At 70.7% G+C, this 22,134-nt stretch carries 4 protein-coding genes; all 4 read left to right on the plus strand.

The annotated features are described in order from the left end of the window. Positions 1-144 precede the first annotated feature (144 nt). The 4 genes from hemA to ACIGYR_RS03110 all read left to right on the plus strand — a co-directional run bounded on the left by hemA (position 145) and on the right by ACIGYR_RS03110 (position 22,057). Positions 145-1,371, plus strand: coding sequence for a 5-aminolevulinate synthase (gene hemA / locus ACIGYR_RS03095; protein WP_399605313.1), 1,227 nt, complete (start codon positions 145-147; stop codon positions 1,369-1,371). Positions 1,372-2,022: 651 nt separating this feature from the next. Continuing rightward, complete coding sequence (locus ACIGYR_RS03100) at positions 2,023-2,604, plus strand: hypothetical protein (protein ID WP_400014126.1); 582 nt, start codon at positions 2,023-2,025, stop codon at positions 2,602-2,604. Beyond that, entirely contained in the window at positions 2,601-3,677 is a 1,077-nt protein-coding gene (locus ACIGYR_RS03105; RefSeq protein ID WP_391842120.1) for an arylcarboxylate reductase, read from the plus strand. The genes ACIGYR_RS03100 and ACIGYR_RS03105 overlap by 4 nt, the downstream gene beginning before the upstream one ends. 329 nt (positions 3,678-4,006) lie before the next feature. Further along, a complete protein-coding gene (locus tag ACIGYR_RS03110; protein ID WP_399605309.1) occupies positions 4,007-22,057 on the plus strand; it encodes an SDR family NAD(P)-dependent oxidoreductase in 18,051 nt (6,016 codons plus the stop codon). The last annotated feature ends 77 nt before the right edge of the window (positions 22,058-22,134 follow it).

Below are 22,134 nucleotides of genomic sequence, written 5' to 3' on the forward strand. Positions count from 1 at the left end.
GAGCCGCTGGCCCCGCACGATTCCAGGGGCGACGCTTCCAACCGGGGCGGCCGCAAGTCGGCCTTAGCCGCCGGTCTCACCTCAGATCTCAGTCGCCTGTACGTGCACGTGGCCTCAGTCAGCCCGAAAGCGAAGCGAGTAAACGTGACGACCCAATATCTGGACCTCTTTTCCCGCCTCATCGAAGGCTCTGACGGAGGAAAGAGGGAGTTCCTGGAGATCGGCCGACTCGCCGGGAGGTTCCCCGCGGCCAGCCTGCGCGACATCGAGGGCACGGACAGCATCAGCGTCTGGTGCAGCAACGACTACCTGGGCATGGGCCAACACCCCGCCGTGCTCGACGCCATGAAGGAAGCGGTCGACAAGTACGGTGCGGGCGCCGGAGGTTCGCGCAACATCGGCGGCACCAACCACTATCACGTGCAGCTGGAGAAGGAGCTCGCCGCGCTCCACGGCAAGGACGACGCCCTCCTGTTCACCTCAGGCTACACCGCCAACGACGGCGCGCTCTCGGTCATCGCCGGCCGCCTGGAGGGTTGCGTCGTCTTCTCCGACGCGCTCAACCACGCCTCCATCATCGACGGCCTGCGCCACAGCCGCGCCGAGAAGCGGATCTTCCGTCACAACGACACCGCACACCTGGAAGAGCTGCTCGCGGCTGCCGACCCGGACGTGCCCAAGCTCATCGTCGCCGAGTCCGTGTACTCGATGAACGGTGACATCGCCCCACTGCCGGAGATCGCCGACATCGCCAAGCGCCACGGGGCGATGACCTACCTCGACGAGGTGCACGCGGTGGGCATGTACGGCCCTGAGGGCGCCGGCATCGCCGCCCGGCAGGGCATCGCCGACGACTTCACCGTGATCATGGGCACCCTCGCCAAGGGCTTCGGCACCACCGGCGGCTACATCGCCGGCCCCGGCGACGTGATCGAGGCGGTGCGCATGTTCTCCCGCTCCTTCATCTTCACCACCGCCCTGCCGCCCGCCGTGGCCGCCGCCGCCCTGGCCGCCGTGCGGCACCTTCGGTCCTCCGACGCCGAACGCGAGCAGCTGTGGTCAAACGCACAATTGATGCACCGGCTGCTGAACGAGCGGCGCATTCCCTTCATTTCGGACCAGACGCACATCGTGTCCGTCCTGGTGCGGGACGAGGCCCTGTGCAAGCGGATGTCCGCCCTGCTGCTCGACCGGCACGGCATCTACGTGCAGGCGATCAACGCCCCGAGCGTACGGGTCGGCGAGGAGATCCTGCGGGTCGCGCCCGGTGCCGTGCACACCGCGGACGAGGTGCGCGGATTCGTTGACGCCCTGGACCAGGTCTGGGAGCAGCTCGGCGCCGACCGCCTGCCCCTCGGCGCAACCAAATGATCTTGATCGTATAAACTCCCCCGGCACGGCGCGGTGCTGACCTCCCGTCAGCGTCCTCACAGGAAGTCTTCGCTTGACACGAGATCGCTGACGGGGGTTGGATGAAATTGCCGAACAGCCATGCGACTCGCAGGTAGTTGTGACCTGCAAGAAGTGACGGAGGCCACATGGGCCCTCGTCGACGATCGCCGCTAAGCGGTGTTTGCCCACCCCTCACCGGGCGGGCTGGAACGGGGGTTCTGAGTGACACTTGCGTATGTTCTCGACGGCGGCATGAATGATCAGCCAGGAGCCGGTACCGAGCTGTACGAACTTTTTCCCAGCGTGCAGCGGACCTATGCCCAAATAGCCGACTGGACCGGCCTCGACGTTCAGCGCATTTTCAACGAACAAAGAGAGCCCGGACAGGAGCATCGCCAAGGAGTCGGTGCCATTCGCCAGGCCGCCGCCGTTCTCGGAATCGCCGACGTACTCGCCGAAGAATACGGAATCACGCCCACTGCGGTATGCGGGCTCAGTTTCGGTGCGCTCGTCGCCGCAAGCCTCGCCGGATCGGTGGAACGACAGGAACTCTTCACCTTCCTGATGCGTTTGCGAGAAGTACCGGGTCCTTCACCGGATTCCCCGCGACAGGCCGTCGCCATGCTCCGCGTGCCTCTCGACACCGACCCCGGCGCATTCGTCGCCGACGTCCCCGACGTCCATCTCTCCGCCGACCTCGGCCCCGTGGGCACCGGCAACGAACGCATGGTGCTGCTCGGCGGCTACCGCACCGCCCTGGAAGCCTTCGGTGCCACCCTGCCGCCCGGCGCCCTGCACATCGCCGAGGAACACGGCAGCGCCTTCCACTCACCGCTGCAGCGGCACATCACGGACTTCCTGGCGCCCACGCTGGACGCCATCACCTTCAAGAACCCTCGCGTCCCCGTCCACTCGTGCATGGAGCGCAAGACGCTCACCACGGGCGAGGAGATCCGCGACCTGTTCCGCCGCAACCCGACCGACCCGGTCAGCGTGCCGCACATGATCGGCGGCCTCGAGGACGCCGGCACCGAACTGGGCCTGGTCCTCGGCCCCGCCGCCTTCGGCACCTTCCAGAACGCCGACTTCCCGGTAGTCCACGTCGAATCCCCGGACCACGTCTTCGAGGCCATGACAGCCGTGTACGACTTCGGTATCGACCTGCCCCCGGTGGAACCCGTCGCCACCGCCAGCGAAGCAGTGGCGAGGTGAAGACGGTGAAGGACGTCACCCCCCTCATCGACGAATGGCTCGCCCAGGACATCGACGCCTGGACCCGCCGCGTGGTCCGCCGCCACTTCGACCCCGACACCGGCAGCCCGTACTGGCTCAAGCGGGCCGCCGAACTCGCCGTCGACCCACGCGACATCACCCGGTACGACGACCTCGCCGCCTTCGGCCCGATGCCGCTCGGCGAACTGCGCACGCTCGACCCAGCCGACCTGGTACCCCTGGCCGTACCCCGGCCCCTGGCCGGCCGCATCTGGGACTCCGGCGGTACCACGGGCAGCCCCTGTCGCGTCTTCTACACCGAGCCGATGCTCCTGCAGCGCGCCGCCTGGCGCCGCTGGGTCATCGAACGCGAAGGCTTCCAGCCCGGCCGAGGCTGGCTCCAGGCCACTCCCACGGGCCCCCACCTCATCGGCCACGGCGCCGTCGACCTCGCGGACATGTACGACGGCCGCGTCTACGGCATCGACTTCGACCCCCGCTGGGTCAAGCGGCTGCTGCGCGACGGCAGACTGAAGGACGCCCAGGACTACACCTCGCACATCGTCGACCAGATGGCCTCCGTACTGGAGAGCCAGCCCGTCGACTACCTCGTCACCACCCCCGCACTCCTCCAGGCGTTCATCAAGGCCCGGCCGGAACTGGTGGCGCGACTGAGCGGCGTACGGCTCAGCGGCACCCACGCCACCGCGGCGATGCGCCGCTCCTTCCACCGGGCCCTCGGCGGCGACCTCGTCGTCGTCACCTACGCCAACACCTTCGGCAACACGGTCGCCCTGCCCGTGGAGAACGACGGTGCGCTGATGCCCTACCTGCCGAACTACCCGCAGGTCACCATGGCGGTGGTCGACAAGGACGACTGGTCCAGCGTCGTCCCGTACGGCGAACAGGGCCAGGTCCGCCTGACCGTCCTGCACGACGACCTCTTCCTGCCGAACATCCTGGAACGCGACCTCGCCGTCCGCTACGACACCGGCGACGCCTGGCCGTGCGACGGCGTCGCCAACGTACGACCCCTGCAGGTCGTCCGGTCGGCACCGGAGGGCATCTACTAGCCGCCCGGGGCCGGCCCGCACAGGGCTCGCCCCGCCCTGTCCCGGGACGCACCGCGGCCCGGGACAGGGCGGGGCGAGCGCCCGCCGCCGTGACACCCCACCACCCACCGGCCCTCGGCCACCCGGGACACAACGGCGTGCCCCGGCACGCCCGGCACCAGAGCCACGTGTCCGCGGACCGGCGGCTCCGACGGCCTCGGCGAACCCGGCGGGCCCGGCGCGCGAGACGCCTCCCCCCCCACGCCATCCGATCAACGTCACACCCACTGGAGCCGGGAACACCTCGCGTGCGCCCGGCCCCCATGTCCTGGTCCCAGGGAGTCATCCTCATGAAGCGTTCCGAGGCCGCCTTCGCACACACGGCGGACGCGGCGGAAACTCCGATCGCCGTCGTAGGACTCTCCTGCCGCCTCCCCGGCGCCCACGACCCGGCCGCCTTCCGGGACCTGCTGCGCACCGGTAGCGACGCCATCACCGATGTGCCCCGGGAGCGCTGGAACGCCGACGACCTGTACGACGAGGACACCACCCGCCCGGGCACGGTCAATACCCGCCGCGGCGGCTTCCTGCCCCAGGACCACATCGACCACTTCGACGCGGCCTTCTTCGGCATCTCACCCCGCGAAGCCGCCGCGATGGACCCCCAGCAGCGCCTCGTCCTGGAACTGACTTGGGAGGCCCTCGAAGACGCGGGCATCGCCCCCGACCGGCTCCGCGCCACCGACACCGGCGTCTACATCGGCGTCATCGCCGACGACTACGCCACCCTGCAACGACAGCGCGGTCTCGCGGCCATCGACCGGCACAGCTTCACCGGACTGCACCGCAGCATCATCGCCAACCGCGTCTCGTACCACCTCGGCCTGCGCGGCCCCAGCCTCACCCTCGACGCCGGCCAGGCGTCCTCCCTCGTCGCCATCCACCTGGCCTGCGAAAGCCTGCGGCGCGGCGAGAGCACGATCGCCGTCGCCGGCGGCGTCAACCTCATCCTCACCCCGGAGAGCAGCGTCAGCGTCGCCAAGTTCGGCGGCCTGTCACCCGACGGCATCAGCTACACCTTCGACGCCCGCGCCAACGGCTACGTCCGCGGCGAGGGCGGCGGCGCCGTCATCCTCAAGCCCCTCCCCGCCGCCCTCGCCGACGGCGACACCGTCTACTGCGTCATCCGCGGCAGCGCCGTCAACAACGACGGCGGCGGCACCCACCTCACCACCCCCCACCAGACCGCACAGGAAGACGTCCTGCGCCGCGCCTATCAGCAGGCCGGCGTGGACCCCGCCCACGTCCAGTACGTCGAACTCCACGGCACCGGGACCAAGACCGGTGACCCGATCGAGGCCGCGGCCCTCGGCGCCGTCCTGGGCAGCGCGCGACGCCAGGCCGGCACACCCCTCCTGGTCGGCTCCGCCAAGACGAACGTCGGCCACCTGGAGGGTGCCGCCGGCATCGTCGGATTCATCAAAACGGCGCTCGGCCTGAAGCACAGGGAACTCTTCCCCAGCCTCAACTACCGCACCCCCAACCCCGACATCCCGCTGGACGAACTCAACCTTCGCGTCCAGACCGAGACACAGCCCTGGACCCCCGACCCGGACACGGAGGCCCCCCTCACCGCCGGCGTCAGCGCCATCGGCGTCGGCGGCACGAACTGTCATGTCGTGCTGGAGCAGGCGCCTCCTGCTCCTGCTTCGGCTTCGGCTTCGGCTTCGGGTGAGGAGTCGGCTGGGGCCGTGGTGGCGCCGGTGGTGGTGCCGTGGGTGGTGTCGGCGAAGTCCGAGGCCGCGTTGCGGGGTCAGGCGGAGCGGCTGGCCGCTTCTGTGTCCGGGCTGTCGCCGGTGGATGTCGGCTTCTCGTTGGCTGTGTCGCGTTCGGTGTTCGAGCATCGGGCTGTGGTGCTGGGTGATCTGGTCGGTGGGCTGGAGGCGCTGGCCGAGGGCCGTGAGGTCGCGGGTGTGGTGCGGGGGAGCGCGAGCGGTGCCGATGGCCGTGCGGTGTTCGTCTTCCCGGGTCAGGGTTCGCAGTGGCTGGGCATGGCGGCCGAGCTGCTGGAGTCTTCGCCGGTGTTCGAGCAGCGGGTCGGTGAGTGTGCGGCTGCGCTCGCGCCGTTCGTGGACTGGTCGCTGACGGACATCCTGCGCGGTGACGGCGGTGACGGCTGGCTGGAGCAGGTCGATGTCGTGCAGCCGGTGTTGTGGGCTGTGATGGTCTCGCTGGCCGAGGTGTGGCGGTCCTACGGTGTCGAGCCCGCGGCCGTGATCGGTCATTCGCAGGGTGAGATCGCCGCTGCCGTGGTTGCTGGTGCCCTGTCGCTTGAGGACGCGGCGAAGGTCGTGGCTCTGCGGAGCAAGGCGATCCGGGCGCTGTCGGGACGCGGTGGCATGGTGTCCGTCTCCCTGGGCCTGGGGGCCGTCGAGGAGCGGTTGTCGGCGTGGGAGGGTCGTCTGGCGGTCGCGGCGGTCAACGGCCCGTCCGTCGTGGTCGTTTCCGGTGACGCGGACGCCCTGGACGAACTCCTCGCGGGTTGTGAGGCCGACGGCGTGCGGGCTCGCCGTGTCGCGGTGGACTACGCCTCGCACTGCGCGCACGTGGAGGAGATCGAGGACGTGCTCCTGCGTGAGCTGGCGGGCATCGCTCCCCGTCCGGCTTCGGTGCCGTTCTACTCCACGGTGACGGCTGAGCTGCTGGACACCACCGGCCTGGACGCGGGCTACTGGTACCGCAACCTGCGCCACACCGTGCGTTTCGCGGAGACCGTGCGTGCTCTGCTGGACGACGGTTTCCGGCTGTTCGTCGAGTCCAGTGCGCATCCGGTGCTGACGTTGGGTGTGGAGCAGACGGCCGAGGAGCACCTCAACGCGCCCGTCACGACGGTAGGTTCGCTGCGTCGTGACGAGGGTGGTCCGGAGCGGTTCGTCGCGTCGCTGGCGGAGGCGTTCGTCGGTGGTGCGGTCGTCGACTGGGCGGCTGTGTTCGAGGGCACGGGTGCTCGACGTGTCGAGCTGCCGACGTACGCCTTCCAGCGTCAGCGTTACTGGCTCGACACGGTGGCCGACCCTCAGGCCGGCCGGACGGCCGAGCCGGTGGCGGATGCCGCTTCGCTGCTCAGGGGACGCCTGGCGGCGTTGCGCGACGACGAGCAGACGGAGCTGCTCCTTGACCTGGTCCGCAGCCAGGTCGCCACGACGCTTGGCTATGACGGCCCGGACGCCGTCGACGCCGGCCGGACGTTCAAGGAACTCGGCTTCGACTCGTTGGGTGCTGTCGAGTTCCGTAACCGTTTGAACACCACGACCGGACTGCGGCTACAGACCACTTTGCTGTTCGACTACCCGACCCCGACCGTCCTCGCGCGTCATCTGAGGACTGCGCTCGTCGGTGCGGACCGGTCGGACAGCCCCCCGGTACGGTCTGTCGTGTCCCTCGATGAGCCCATCGCGATCGTGGGCATGGGCTGCCGGTTCCCCGGTGGCGTTCGATCGCCCGAAGAACTCTGGCAGTTGATCGCCTCCGAGGGTGACGCGATCGGCGGGTTCCCGGCGGACCGCGGCTGGGATCTCTCCACCCTGTACTCGCCGCAGCGGGGCAAGCCGGGCACCACGTACGCACGCGAGGGCGGGTTCCTCTACGACGCCGGTGACTTCGATCCCACGTTCTTCGGTGTCTCGCCGCGTGAGGCGTTGGCGATGGACCCGCAGCAGCGGCTGTTGCTGGAGACGTCGTGGGAGGCTTTCGAGCGGGCCGGTATCACTCCCGACGGTCAGTGGCGGGACGGGACGGGCGTCTTCGTCGGCGCGATGGCCCAGGACTACGGCCCCCGCATGCACGACGCGTCGGACGGCCTTCAGGGATACCTCCTCACCGGGAGCAGCGTGAGCGCTGCCTCGGGCCGCATCTCGTACACGTTCGGGTTCGAGGGTCCCGCGGTGACGGTGGACACGGCGTGTTCGTCGTCGCTGGTGGCGCTGCACCTGGCGGTGCAGTCGCTGCGGCAGGGTGAGTGCTCGCTGGCGCTGGCCGGCGGTGTCACGGTGATGGCGACGCCCGGCCTCTTCGTGGAGTTCAGCCGACAGCAGGGCGTCGCGGCGGACGGTCGCTGCAAGGCGTTCGCGGCGGGCGCGGACGGCACCGGCTGGGCCGAGGGTGCGGGCATGCTGCTGCTGGAGCGGCTGTCGGACGCACGCCGCAACGGTCACCGGGTGCTGGCGGTGGTGCGTGGTTCGGCCGTCAATCAGGACGGTGCGAGCAACGGTCTCACGGCGCCTAACGGTCCCTCGCAGCAGCGGGTGATCCGTTCCGCGCTGGCGAGTGCGGGTCTGTCCACCGGTCAGGTGGATGTGGTGGAGGCGCACGGTACGGGTACGAAGCTGGGTGACCCGATCGAGGCGCAGGCGCTGTTGGCGACGTACGGCCAGGACCGGCCGGAGGACCGTCCGCTGCTGCTGGGCTCGATCAAGTCGAACATCGGCCACACGCAGGCCGCGGCCGGCGTCGCAGGCGTCATCAAGATGGTTCTCGCGATGCAGCATGGTGCGCTGCCGCGGACGCTGCACGTGGATGAGCCGTCGCCGCATGTGGACTGGTCGGCGGGTGCCGTCGAGCTGCTGACGGAATCCGTGGCGTGGCCAGAGAGTGGTCAGGCCAGGCGTGCGGGTGTGTCGTCGTTCGGTATCAGTGGCACGAACGCCCACGTGATCCTCGAAGAGGCTCCCGCCGAGGCTCCCGAGGTGGAGTCGGCCGAAGCCGCCGAGCCTCCGGTGGTGGTGCCGTGGGTGGTGTCAGCGAAGTCCGAGGCGGCGCTGCGGGGGCAGGCCGCACAGCTGGCTGCTTCTGTCGCCGAGTTGTCGCCGGTGGATGTCGGATACTCGCTGGCGACGGGACGTTCGGCGTTTGAGTACCGGGCTGTGGTGCTGGCGGGTGAGCGGGCTGGTTTTGAGGCTGGTTTGGCTGCGTTGGTGGCGGGTGAGCCGGCTGCTGGTGTGGTGCGGGGGCAGGTGGCGTCGGGGAAGCTGGCGGTGCTTTTCTCCGGTCAGGGCAGTCAGCGTGTGGGGATGGGCCGGGGGCTGTATGAGGCGTTCCCGGTGTTCGCCGAGGCTTTCGATGAGGTGTGCGGGCGGTTCGACGCGTTGTTGGAGCGTCCGTTGCGTGAGGTCGTCTTCGGGGACGGCGAGGCGTTGGATGCGACGGTTTATACGCAGTGTGGTCTGTTCGCGTTGGAGGTTGCGCTTTACCGTCTGCTCTCGTCGTGGGGTGTGACGCCTGATGTGGTGGGTGGGCATTCGATCGGTGAGGTCGCTGCGGCGTTCGTGGCGGGTGTGTGGTCGCTTGAGGATGCGTGTGCGTTGGTGGCGGCGCGCGGCCGTTTGATGCAGGCACTGCCGTCGGGTGGGGCGATGCTCGCGGTGGAGGCGGACGAGGCGTCTGTCCGGGCTGTGTTGGCGGGGCGTGCCGAGGTGGACGTGGCCGCGGTCAACGGTCCGTCGGCTGTGGTGGTTTCCGGGGCTGAAGCGGTTGTCGCGGAGCTGGAGCAGGTGTGGCGGGCCGAGGGGCGGCGGGTGCGTCGGCTGCGGGTGTCGCATGCGTTCCACTCGCCGTTGATGGAGCCGATGCTGGCCGAGTTCCGGCAGGTGGCCGAGCGGCTGACCTACAGCGCTCCGCGGATCGCGTTGGTGTCGAACCTGACGGGTGAGCTTGCCGGTGCCGGTGAGGTGTGTGATCCGGAGTATTGGGTGCGGCATGTGCGGGAGGCGGTCCGTTTCGCCGACGGCGTCACCCAGCTGACCACCCAGAACGTGTCCGTGTGCCTGGAGCTGGGCCCGGACGGTGTGCTGTCCGGGATGGGGCAGGACAGTGCTGCCGACGTGTCGTTCGCACCGGTGCTGCGTAAGGACCGGGACGAAATCGGCTCGCTGTTCGAGGCGTTGGCGCAGGTCTACGTCCAGGGCCAGGACGTGGACTGGGCCGCCTACCTCGCGCCGTACGGTCCCCGGCAGGTGGAGCTGCCCACCTACGCCTTCCAACGGGAGCGCTACTGGCTGGAGACGCACCGGCCTGCGCTGCGGGAAGCCGTGGCTGCTGATGCTGCTCAAGGCTGGCGTTATCGCGTTGCCTGGTCGCCGTTGGCTGATGTTTCTGGTGTGTTGTCGGGTGCGTGGCTGGTGGTGGTGCCGGCTGGGTCTGCTGGTGATGCCTGGGTCGGTGAGTGTGTTGCGGGTCTGGCTCGTGGTGGTGCCCGGCCGGTGGTGGTGGAGCTGGAGTCGGATGGGTCTGGTCGCGAGCTGATTGCCGAGCGGCTGCGTGGTGTGTTGGACGGCGGGGTCGGGTTTGCGGGTGTGGTCTCGCTGCTCGCGTTGGCGTCGGGTCGGGACGCGGCGTTCGCGTCGGTGCCTGTGGGAGTCGCTCTGACGCTCGGTCTGGTTCAGGCGCTGGGTGATGTGGGTGTCGAGGCTCCGTTGTGGTGTGTGACGCGGGGTGCGGTCGCTGTCTCCGGTTCCGAGCGTGTGGCCGACCTGGACCAGGCCCCGGTGTGGGGTCTGGGGCGGGTGGCTGGTCTGGAGTTGGCTGGTCGTTGGGGTGGCCTGATCGATCTGCCTGAGGTGGTGGATGCCCGGTTGGTGGGGCGTCTGGTGGGTGTGCTCGCCTCGGGTGGGGGTGAGGGTGAGGTCGCGGTTCGGGTTGCTGGTGTGTTCGGCCGGCGTGTGGTTCGTGCTGCGGGGTCCGGTGGTGGTTCTTGGCGGGTGTCGGGGACGGTGCTGGTGACCGGTGGTACGGGTGGTGTGGGCCGGCATGTGGCGCGGTGGCTGGCTCAGGCGGGTGCCGAGCATGTGGTGCTGGCGTCGCGGCGTGGTCCTGCGGCTGATGGTGTGGAGGAGCTTCAGTCCGAGGTTGCGGGGTTGGGGTCGCGGTTGTCGGTGGTGGCTTGTGACATCGGTGATCGTGGTGCGGTGGCCGCGTTGTTGGCTGGTGTGCCGGCCGAGGTGCCGTTGACGGCGGTGGTGCATGCGGCGGGTGTGCTGGACGACGGTGTGCTGGACGGGTTGTCGGTGGAGCGGTTCGAGCGGGTGTTGTGGGCGAAGGCGGAGGGTGCCCGGCATCTGCATGAGTTGACGCGTGATGCGGGTCTGTCGGCGTTCGTGTTGTTCTCGTCGTTCTCGGCGACCGTGGGTGGTGCGGGTCAGGGTAATTACGCGGCGGCGAACGCGTACTTGGATGCGTTGGCGGAGGTGCGGCGGGCTGAGGGGTTGCCGGCGACCTCGATCGCGTGGGGCCCCTGGGCCGAAAACGGCATGGCACGTGCCGTGGCGGACCGTTGGGAACAGCACGGTCTGCCCGCGATGTCTCCCGACTCGGCGATCGCCGAGTTGGAACTGTCTGTCAACGATCCGATGGCGGCCTCACTGCTTGTCGCCGACGTCGACTGGGACACCCTGGCACAGGTCAGGGCCGGCGTCGGCGCCCCGAAGCTGCTGACCGAACTGACTCGACACGCGCCGGGGAACGCTGCTGACGACGGTGCCGCTCCGGCCGACGGATCACTGCGCCGGCGGCTCACCGGACTGGGAGCCGCCGAACAGGAGCGGGCTGTAGTCGAGTTCGTACGTTCGCATGTCGCCGCCGTACTCGGTCACCGTCGGCCCGACACCGTCGACACCGACCGGGCCTTCAAGGAACTGGGCTTCGACTCTCTGGCGGCCGTCACCCTGCGCAACCGCCTCAACGCGGCCACGGGCCTGAAACTCTCCAGCACCCTTCTCTTCGACCACCCCACCGTGACGGCGCTGGCACGGGTGCTCCGCACGGAAGCGCTGGGGCTGCGCGGCGACGAGGGTCCGGCGCTGTCCACCACGGTGACGACGGACGACGAGCCGGTCGCGATCGTGGCGATGAGCTGCCGATTCCCCGGCGCCGTACGGACGCCTGAAGAACTCTGGAACCTGCTGGTCGACGGACGCGAGGTGCTGACCGAGTTCCCGGCGGGACGCGGCTGGGATCTCGACACCCTGTTCGCTCCCGATCCTGACGAGCCGGGCAAGAGCTATGTCCGAGAAGGAGCCTTCCTCGACGATGCCGGGGCCTTCGACCCGAAGTTCTTCGGTATCTCGCCGCGTGAGGCGACGGCGATGGACCCCCAGCAGCGACTGCTCCTGGAAACCTCCTGGGAGGCTTTCGAGCGTGCCGGTATCGACGGCACGCTGTTGCAGGGGACGCCGACCGGAGTCTTCATCGGCAGCAACGGACAGGATTACGGCAGGAGCCTGCGCGAAGCGCCGTCCGAGAACGTCGAGGGTCACCTCGTGACGAGCAGCGCCGCCAGTGTCGTCTCGGGGCGCATCTCCTACACCTTCGGTCTCGAAGGGCCCGCGGTCACCGTGGACACCGCGTGCTCGTCGTCGCTGGTCGCCCTGCACCTCGCCGTGCAGTCGCTGCGACAGGGAGAGTGCACGCTCGCTCTGGCCGGCGGTGTCACAGTGATGTCCACCCCGGAACTCTTCGTGGAGTTCAGTCGGCAGCGGGGTCTTGCTCCGGATGGCCGTTGCAAGGCGTTCGCGGCTGGTGCGGACGGCACCGGCTGGGGTGAGGGTGTTGGCCTGCTGCTGCTGGAGCGGTTGTCGGACGCCGAGCGCAACGGTCACCGGGTGCTGGCGGTGGTGCGTGGTTCGGCCGTCAACCAGGATGGCGCGAGCAACGGTCTCACGGCGCCTAACGGGCCGTCGCAGCAGCGGGTGATCCGTTCCGCGCTGGCGAGTGCGGGTCTGTCCACCGGTCAGGTGGATGTGGTGGAGGCGCACGGTACGGGTACGAAGCTGGGTGACCCGATCGAGGCGCAGGCGCTGTTGGCGACGTACGGCCAGGACCGGCCGGAGGACCGGCCGCTGCTGCTCGGCTCGATCAAGTCCAACATCGGTCACACACAGGCGGCGGCCGGCGTCGCAGGCGTCATCAAGATGGTTCTCGCGATGCAGCATGGTGCGCTGCCGCGGACGCTGCACGTGGACGAGCCGTCGCCGCACGTCGACTGGTCGGCGGGCGCTGTCGAACTGCTCACCGAGTCCACCTCCTGGCCCGAGACCGGGCGACCGCGCCGGGCGGGTGTGTCGTCGTTCGGTGTCAGCGGTACCAACGCGCACGTGATCCTGGAGCAGGCTCCTGTTTCCGTTCCGGATGAGGAGCCGGCTGAGGCCGTGGTGGCGCCGGTGGTGGTGCCGTGGGTGGTGTCGGCGAAGTCCGAGGCCGCGCTGCGGGGTCAGGCGCAGCGGCTGGCGGCGTCCGTGGGTGGGTTGTCGCCGGTGGATGTCGGGTTCTCGTTGGCTGTGTCGCGTTCGGTGTTCGATCACCGGGCTGTGGTGCTGGGTGATCTGGTCGGTGGGCTGGAGGCACTGGCCGAGGGCCGTGAGACCGCGGGTGTGGTGCGGGGGAGCGCGAGTGGCGCGGACGGCCGTGCCGTGTTCGTCTTCCCGGGTCAGGGGTCGCAGTGGCTGGGCATGGCCGCCGAACTTCTCGACTCCTCGCCGGTGTTCGCGGAGCGGATCGGCGAGTGCGCGGCCGCGCTCGCGCCGTTCGTGGACTGGTCGCTGACGGACATCCTGCGCGGTGACGGTGGTGACGGCTGGCTGGAGCAGGTCGACGTCGTGCAGCCGGTGTTGTGGGCAGTGATGGTCTCGCTGGCCGAGATGTGGCGGTCCTACGGTGTCGAGCCCGCGGCTGTGATCGGTCATTCGCAGGGCGAGATCGCCGCTGCCGTCGTGGCCGGTGCCCTGTCGCTTCAGGACGCGGCGAAGGTCGTGGCTCTGCGGAGCAAGGCGATCCGGGCGCTGTCCGGGCGCGGTGGCATGGTGTCCGTCTCCCTGGGTCTGGAGGCCGTCGAGGAGCGGTTGTCGGCGTGGGAGGGTCGTCTGGCGGTCGCGGCGGTCAACGGCCCGTCCGTCGTGGTCGTCTCCGGTGACGCGGACGCCCTGGACGAACTCCTCGCGGGTTGCGAAGCCGACGGTGTGCGGGCTCGCCGTATCGCGGTGGACTACGCCTCGCACTGCTCGCATGTCGAGGAGATAGAGGACGTACTCCTGCGTGAGCTGGCGGGGATCAACCCGCAGGCCGCTTCGGTGCCGTTCTACTCCACGGTGACGGCTGAGCTGCTGGACACCACCGCTCTGGACGCGGGCTACTGGTACCGCAACCTCCGTCAGACGGTCCGATTCGCCGACACGGTACGGGCCCTCCTCGATGACGGTTTCCGTCTGTTCATCGAGTCCAGCGCGCACCCGGTGCTGACGTTGGGCGTGGAACAGACGGCCGAGGAACACACCAACACGCCTATCTCCGCGCTCGGTTCGCTGCGCCGTGACGAGGGCGGACTGCTCCGTTTCCTCACCTCGGCCGCCGAGGCGTTCGTCGGTGGTGCGGTCGTCGACTGGGCGGCGGTGTTCGAGGGCACCGGCGCCCGGCGCGTCGACCTGCCCACCTACGCCTTCCAGCACCAGCACTACTGGATCGAAGCCGCGACCACCCGTCAGGTTGACGTCACGTCGGCCGGTCTCTCCTCCGCCGATCACCCATTGCTGGGCGCGGCCGTCACACTGCCCGCGTCCGACGGGGCGCTGCTGACGGGTCGGCTGTCCCTGCGTACGCACCCCTGGCTGGCCGAACACGCGGTTCAGGGAACGCCGTTGCTCGCGGCGTCCGCCTTCGTCGAGTTGGCGCTGCGGGCCGGTGAGACCGTCGGGTGCGACCGGGTGGATGAGCTGACGTTGGAGGCGCCGCTCGCGCTGTCGGAGCGGGGTGCCGTACAGGTTCAGGTGACTGTCGGCGGACCCGACGTGAACGGTGCGCGCTCCATCGAGGTGTACGCCCGTGACGAGGACGCCGCGGACGGACCCTGGACCCGATATGCCGCCGGTGTCCTGACCGCTGGAGCCGAAACGCCGGCGGCCGGCCATGACTTGAGTACGTGGCCGCCGACGGGCGCTCAGGCCGTCGAACTCGTCGGCTTCTACGAGCGGCTGGCGCGGACCGGGGTCACGTACGGGCCGGCATTCCGTGGGCTGGACGCGGCCTGGCGACGCGGTGACGAGGTGTTCGCCGAGGTGACGCTGCCGGAGTCGGAGCGAGCGGACGTGGCCCGGTACGGGCTCCACCCCGTCCTGCTGGACACCGCGTTGCAGGCGGGCCTGGGCCCCGTGGACACCGACCGTGGTGTGCTGGAGGGTACGCGGCTGCCGTTCGTGTGGCGTGGGGTGTCGCTGTACGCGACCGGCGCCTCGACACTGCGCGTGCGGCTGGCGCCCGTCGGGGCCGACGGGATGTCGGTGCTCGTCACCGACGCGGTGGGTACACCGGTCGCGAGCGCGGACGCCCTGGTGACCCGCCCGGTGTCGCAGGAGCAGCTCTCCGCGGTGGCCGACCTCGCCACCCGCCCGGCGGCCGACGAGCCGGACCGGCGGACCGTGACCCGGCGCCCGCTGGCGCAGGCCGCCGCGGACACCGAGGAGTCGTCCCTCCGGCGGAGCCTGCTGCGCGCGGGTGAGGCGGAGCGGCAGCGCCTGCTGCTGCGGCTGGTGCAGGAGCAGGCCGCCACTGTCCTCGGACACGCCAGCCCGGACGGCGTCGAGCCGGAACTCACCTTCAAGGACCATGGATTCGACTCCCTCACCGCGGTCCGCCTGCGCAACCACCTCAACACCGCCACCGGGCACCGACTGCCGGCCACCGTCGTCTTCGACCATCCGACTCCGGTCGCCCTCGCGGAGTACCTGTACACCGAGCTGCTCGGCCGTCAGGACGACACCACCACCCCCGCGGTGCCCGCCGTTCGGGCCACGACCTACCAGGAACCCATCGCCATCGTCGGGATGAGCTGCCGCTTGCCCGGCGGTGTCGGGTCACCCGAAGAGCTGTGGGAGCTGCTGACCGAGGGCCGAGACGCGATCTCCGGGTTCCCCGAGGACCGTGGCTGGGACACGGAGGGGCTGTACGACCCGGACCCCGACGCCCCCGGAAAGACGTACTCGCGCCACGGCGGCTTCGTCTCCGACGCGGGCGGCTTCGACCCGGCGTTCTTCGGCATCTCGCCGCGTGAGGCGACGGCGATGGATCCGCAGCAGCGGCTGCTGCTGGAGACGGGCTGGGAGGCGTTCGAACGCGCGGGCATCGACCCGGCGGCCCTGCGGGGCAGCCAGACCGGCATCTTCGTGGGTGCGGGCTCACACGGCTACGGCACGGGCAGCCACGACCCGTCGAGTGGAGTCGAGGGCTACCTCGTCACCGGTAACGCTCTCAGCGTCACCTCCGGCCGTCTCGCGTACGCCTTCGGCTTCGAAGGACCCGCGGTCGCCGTCGATACGGCCTGCTCCTCGTCGCTGGTGGCGCTGCACCTGGCGGTGCAGTCGCTGCGGCAGGGCGAGTGCCCGCTGGCTCTGGCCGGCGGTTCGGCGATCATGTCCACACCGTGGACCTTCGTCGGCTTCAGCCGGCAGCGCGGGCTCGCGTCCGACGGCCGCTGCAAGCCGTTCTCCGCCGCGGCCGACGGATTCGGCCCGGCCGAGGGCGTCGGCGTCCTCCTCCTGGAGCGCCTCTCCGACGCGCGCCGCAACGGGCACCGGGTCCTGGCCGTCGTCCGGGGCACCGCCATCAACCAGGACGGTGCTAGCAACGGTCTCACGGCACCGAACGGACCGTCCCAGCAGCGGGTGATCCGGGCCGCGCTGGCGAACGCCCAGGTCCCGGCGGCCGAGGTGGACGTGGTGGAAGCACACGGTACGGGCACCAAGCTCGGCGACCCCATCGAGGCACAGGCGCTGCTGGCGACCTACGGCCAGGACCGGCCGGAGGACCAGCCGCTGTGGCTGGGCTCGATCAAGTCCAACATCGGTCACACGCAGGCGGCGGCCGGCGTCACAGGGATCATCAAAATGGTCCTCGGCATGCAGCACGGCGTGCTGCCGCGCACGCTCCACCTGGACGAACCCACACCACACGTCGACTGGTCCGCGGGAGCGGTACGCCTGCTGACGGAGGACGTGGCCTGGCCCGAGACCGGTCGGCCCCGACGCGCGGCCGTCTCCTCCTTCGGCATGAGCGGGACCAACGCCCACGCCGTACTCGAACAGGCGCCGGACCCGGCTCCGGAGGTGGAACCCTCCCCGGAGGGCGCACCGCCCGCGGTGGTGCCGTGGGTGGTGTCGGGCCGCTCGGACAGTGCGCTGGCGGCCCAGGCCGAGCGACTGGCCGCGTTCGTAGGAGACGGGGCCGGGCTGTCGCCCCTGGACGTCGGCTTGTCGCTGGCGACCACTCGGTCGGTGTTCGAGCACCGCGCCGTGGTGCTCGCGGGAGACCAGAACGGACTCATGGACGGCCTGAACGCACTGGCCGAGGGACACGTCCTGCCCGGCGTGGTGCGGGGCATCGCCGGTTCACGCGGTCAGACGGTGTTCGTCTTCCCGGGTCAGGGTTCGCAGTGGCTGGGCATGGCGGCCGACCTGCTGGAGTCTTCGCCGGTGTTCGCTCAGCGGATCGGTGAGTGTGCGGCGGCTCTCGCGCCGTTCGTGGACTGGTCGCTGACGGACATCCTGCGCGGTGACGGTGGTGACGGCTGGCTGGAGCAGGTGGACGTCGTGCAGCCGGTGTTGTGGGCTGTGATGGTCTCGCTGGCCGAGGTGTGGCGGTCCTACGGTGTGGAGCCGGCCGCGGTGATCGGTCATTCGCAGGGTGAGATCGCTGCGGCGGCTGTGGCCGGTGCGCTCTCGCTCCAGGACGCGGCGAAGGTCGTGGCGCTCAGGAGCAAGGCGATCCGGGCGCTGTCCGGGCGCGGTGGCATGGTGTCCGTCTCCCTCGACGTAGAGGCCGTCGAGGCGCGGTTGTCGGCGTGGGAGGGTCGTCTGGCGGTCGCGGCGGTCAACGGCCCTTCTGTGGTGGTCGTTTCCGGTGACGCGGACGCCCTGGACGAACTCCTCGCGGGTTGCGAAGCCGATGGTGTGCGGGCTCGTCGTATCGCGGTGGACTACGCCTCGCACTGCGCGCATGTCGAGGAGATAGAGGACGTACTCCTGCGCGACCTGGCAGGGATCACCCCGCAGGCTGCTTCGGTGCCGTTCTACTCCACGGTGACGGCTGAGGCGTTGGACACCACCGCTCTGGACGCGGGCTACTGGTATCGCAACCTCCGTCAGACGGTCCGTTTCGCCGACACGGTACGTGCTCTGCTGGACGACGGTTTCCGGCTGTTCATCGAGTCCAGTGCGCACCCCGTGCTGACGATGGGCATCGAGCAGACGGCCGAGGAACACACCAACGCGTCGGTCTCAGCGGTGGGTTCGTTGCGCCGTGACGAGGGTGGTCTGCTCCGTTTCCTCACCTCGGCCGCCGAGGCGTTCGTCGGTGGTGCGGTCGTCGACTGGGCGGCGGTGTTCGAGGGCACGGGCGCCCGGCGCGTCGATCTGCCCACGTACGCCTTCCAGCACCAGCACTACTGGCTGGAGTCGGAGCCTGCCACCGCCGTCGATGTCACGTCGGCGGGTCTGTCCTCCGCCGATCACCCGCTGCTGGGCGCGGCCGTCACGCTGCCCGCGTCCGACGGGGCGCTGCTGACGGGCCGGCTGTCCCTGCGTACGCACCCCTGGCTGGCCGACCACGCGGTGCAGGGCGCGGCCCTGCTTCCCGGGACGGCGTTCGTGGAGCTGGCGCTGCGTGCCGGGGACACGGTCGGCTGCGGCCGGCTCGAAGAGCTCACCCTGGAAGCGCCGCTGGTGCTGCCCCAGGAGGGTGGCGTACAGGTGCAGGTGGTACTGGACGGCCCGGGTGACGGTGGGCGTCGGGAACTGTGCGTGTACTCGCGTCGGGACGGCGCGTCCGGCGCTGCCTGGACGCGGCATGCTTCCGGTGTGCTCGGCTCCGAGGCCGAACACTCCGTACCGGAAGCTGACCTGAGCGTGTGGCCGCCCGCGGGTGCGCGGAGGGTCGAAGTGGACGGACTGTACGAGCAGTTGACCGCCACGGGCCTGGTCTACGGTCCGGCGTTCCGTGGGTTGGGCGCGGCCTGGCGACGCGGCGACGAGGTGTTCGCCGAGGTCGCGCTCGCCGAGGAGCAGCGCGCCGACGCGAGCCGGTACGGACTGCACCCGGCGCTGCTGGACGCGGCGCTGCACGCCTGGCTGACGGACGCGGAGCGGGACTCTGGCGCGATCCGGCTGCCGTTCGTGTGGCGTGGGGTGTCGCTGTACGCGACCGGCGCCTCGACCTTGCGCGTGCGGCTGGCGCCCGCCGGGGCCGACGGGATGTCGGTGCTCGTCGCCGACGCGGCGGGCACGCCGGTCGCGAGCGCGGACGCCCTGGTGACCCGCCCGGTCACGGGCGAGCAGATAGCGGCTGCCGCGCCGGGCGGGGTGAGCGAGGCGCTGTACCGGGTGGACTGGACCGAGATGTCCGGCACCGACGCCGCCACGGTGGGCCCGGGCGTCGGCTGCGCTGTCGTCGGGCCGGACTCCTCGGAACTGGCCGGCGCGCTCAAGACGGCCGGCCGCACCCCGCAGGAGTACACGGACCTGGCCGATCTCGCCGAGCAGCTGGACTCCGGCTCTCCGGCGCCGGAGCTGGTCTTCGCCGGTGTCGCGTCGGGCGTCGAGGACGACGTCGTCGCGGCGACGCGCGAGGTGACGCACCGGACGCTGGAGCTGCTGCAGGCATGGCTGACCACCGATGGTCTCGACCGGACGCGGCTGGTCCTGGTGACCCGGGGAGCGGTGTCGACCACACCCGGTGAGGACGTGCGCGACGTGCCGGCCGCCGCCGTGTGGGGACTGGTGCGCTCGGCACAGGCCGAGCACCCCGACCGGTTCCTCCTGCTGGACGTGGACGACACCGACGCCTCGCTCGCCGCCCTGCACGAGGCTGCGCTGACCGAGGAACCCCAGCTGGCCCTGCGGGACGGCCGGGTCCGGGTGCCGCGGCTGGCCGGCGGGATCGCCGACGGGGTGCTGGTACCCGAGGACGGCACAGCGGACGGCACACGGGCCTGGAGGCTGACGGCGTCCGAGGACGGGACGCTGGAAGGGCTGCGGTTGCGGGAGGCGCCGGACGCGACCCGGGAACTGGGCCGGCACGAGGTACGGATCGCCGTACGGGCCGCCGGACTGAACTTCCGCGATGTGCTGCTCGCCCTGGGGATGTACCCCGACGCGGCCCTGATGGGCGGCGAGGGAGCCGGCGTGGTGGTGGCCACCGGCCCCGGAGTGACCTCGTTCGCCGTCGGCGACCGGGTGATGGGCATCTGGTCCGGCGGTTTCGGCCCACTGGTCGTGGCGGACCAGCGGACGCTGGCCCGCGTGCCGGACCGCTGGTCGTTCACCGAGGCCGCGTCGGTCCCCATCGTGTACGTGACCGCGCTGTACGCCCTGCGCGAGCTGGCCGCCGTACGCTCCGGCGAGTCGCTGCTGGTGCACTCCGCCGCGGGCGGGGTCGGCATGGCGGCGGTACAGCTCGCCCGGGCCTGGGACGTCGAGGTGTTCGCCACCGCGAGCCCGGCCAAGTGGGACGTGCTGCGGACACTGGGCGTGGACGACACACACCTGGCGTCCTCGCGCTCACTGGAGTTCGCGAGCCGGTTCGGTGGCGGCGAAGGCGGGGTGGACGTCGTCCTCAACTCCCTGGCCGGGGAGTTCGTGGACGCCTCTCTGGACCTCCTCCGAGCCGGCGGGCGGTTCGTGGAGATGGGCAAGACGGACGTTCGCGAGGCCGACGCCGTGGCGGCGGCCCACCCGGGGGTCGGCTACCGGGCCTTCGATCTGGGCGAGGCCGGCCCCGAGCGGATCGGCGAGATGCTGGCCGAGATCCTCGACCTCTTCGAACAAGGCCGGCTGCGGCTGCTGCCCACCCGCGTGTGGGACGTACGCCGGGCCCCGGAGGCGTTCCGGTTCATGAGCCAGGCACGCCACGTCGGCAAGCTGGTGCTCAGCGTTCCCGCCGCCCCGCAGCCCGACGGCACCGTCCTGGTCACGGGCGCCGCGGGCACACTCGGCCGGCTCGTCGCCCGGCACCTGGTCGAGCGGCACGGCGTACGCAGCCTGCTGCTGGTCAGCCGGCGCGGCCCGGCCGCCGAAGGCATGCCGGAACTCCGGGAGGAGCTGACCGCGCTGGGCGCCACGGTACGGATCGCCGCCTGTGACGTCGCCGACCGCGACGCGCTGTCGGCCCTGCTCTCCGGCCTGCCGGACGGACACGGCCTGGCCGGTGTGGTGCACGCCGCGGGCGTCCTGGACGATGCCACGGTGGCGTCCCTGACGCCGGAGCGCCTCGGCACCGTACTGCGCGCCAAGGCCGAGGCGGCCTGGCACCTGCACCAGCTCACACGCCGCTTCGACCTCACCCTGTTCGCCCTGTTCTCCTCGACGGCCGGTGTCTTCGGCTCCGCGGGCCAGGCGAACTACGCGGCGGCCAACACCTTCCTGGACGCCCTCGCCCAGCACCGCCACGCGCAGGGGCTTCCCGCGACGTCGCTGGCCTGGGGCCTGTGGGCCGAGCGCACCGGAATGACCGGCCACCTCAACCAGGCGGACATGTCCCGCATGAGCCGCGGCGGTCTGCTGCCCTTCTCCTCCGAAGAGGGCCTGGCACTCCTCGACGCGGCGGCCGGCCTGGCGGAGGCCCTCGTCGTACCCGCCCGGCTGGACACGGGAGTGCTGGCCGAGCAGGCCGCCCAGGGCGGCACCCCGCCGCCCGCCGTGCTGCGCGGTGTCGTACGACGCCCCGTACCGGCCCAAAGGTCCCGCGTCCAGGAACCGCAACGCTCCGACGCGCCGTCGCTGGCGCAGCGGCTGGCCGGGCTCGCGGCGCCGGAGCGGCGCCGGACGCTGCTGCGGCTGGTCCAGGAGCACGGCGCCACCGTGCTCGGCCACGGCTCGGCGGTGTCCGTCGTCGCCGACCGGGGTTTCCTCGAACTCGGCTTCGACTCCCTCACCGCCGTCGAACTGCGCAACCGGCTCAACGCGGCCACCGGGCTGCGGCTGCCCGCCACACTGATCTTCGACTACCCGACGCCCGAGGCACTCGCCGCACTCCTCGACGAGGAGTTCGCCCCCGCCCCGGCGGCCGAGGTGCCGGACACCGCCCTCACCGCCGAACTCGACCGGTTGGAAGCCGCGTTGCGCGAGGCGGTCACCGGCAGCGCCACCGGCGCGCGCGAGCTGGTGGCCGGCCGGCTCCGGGAACTGCTGTCCACCGTCTCCGGCTGGAGCGACGGAAGCCTGGAGGAGGCCGCACCGGCCTCCGGCGCCACCGAGCCCGATGCCACCGAGACCGACGCCCCGGCCGCCGTCGCCGACCACCTGGAGACCGCGGACGCGGACGAACTCTTCGCCTTCATCGACCAGGAGTTCGGCTCCGCGGAGGAGTCCTGATCCGCTTGACCACTCCCGCGCCCACCGGCGCCGCCCCGCGCTCCGCCCTGTCCTTCCCGCTGTACGCCCAGCTTCCC

Source organism: Streptomyces sp. NPDC053076 (genome assembly GCF_044546845.1).
Classification (GTDB): Bacteria; Actinomycetota; Actinomycetes; order Streptomycetales; family Streptomycetaceae; genus Streptomyces.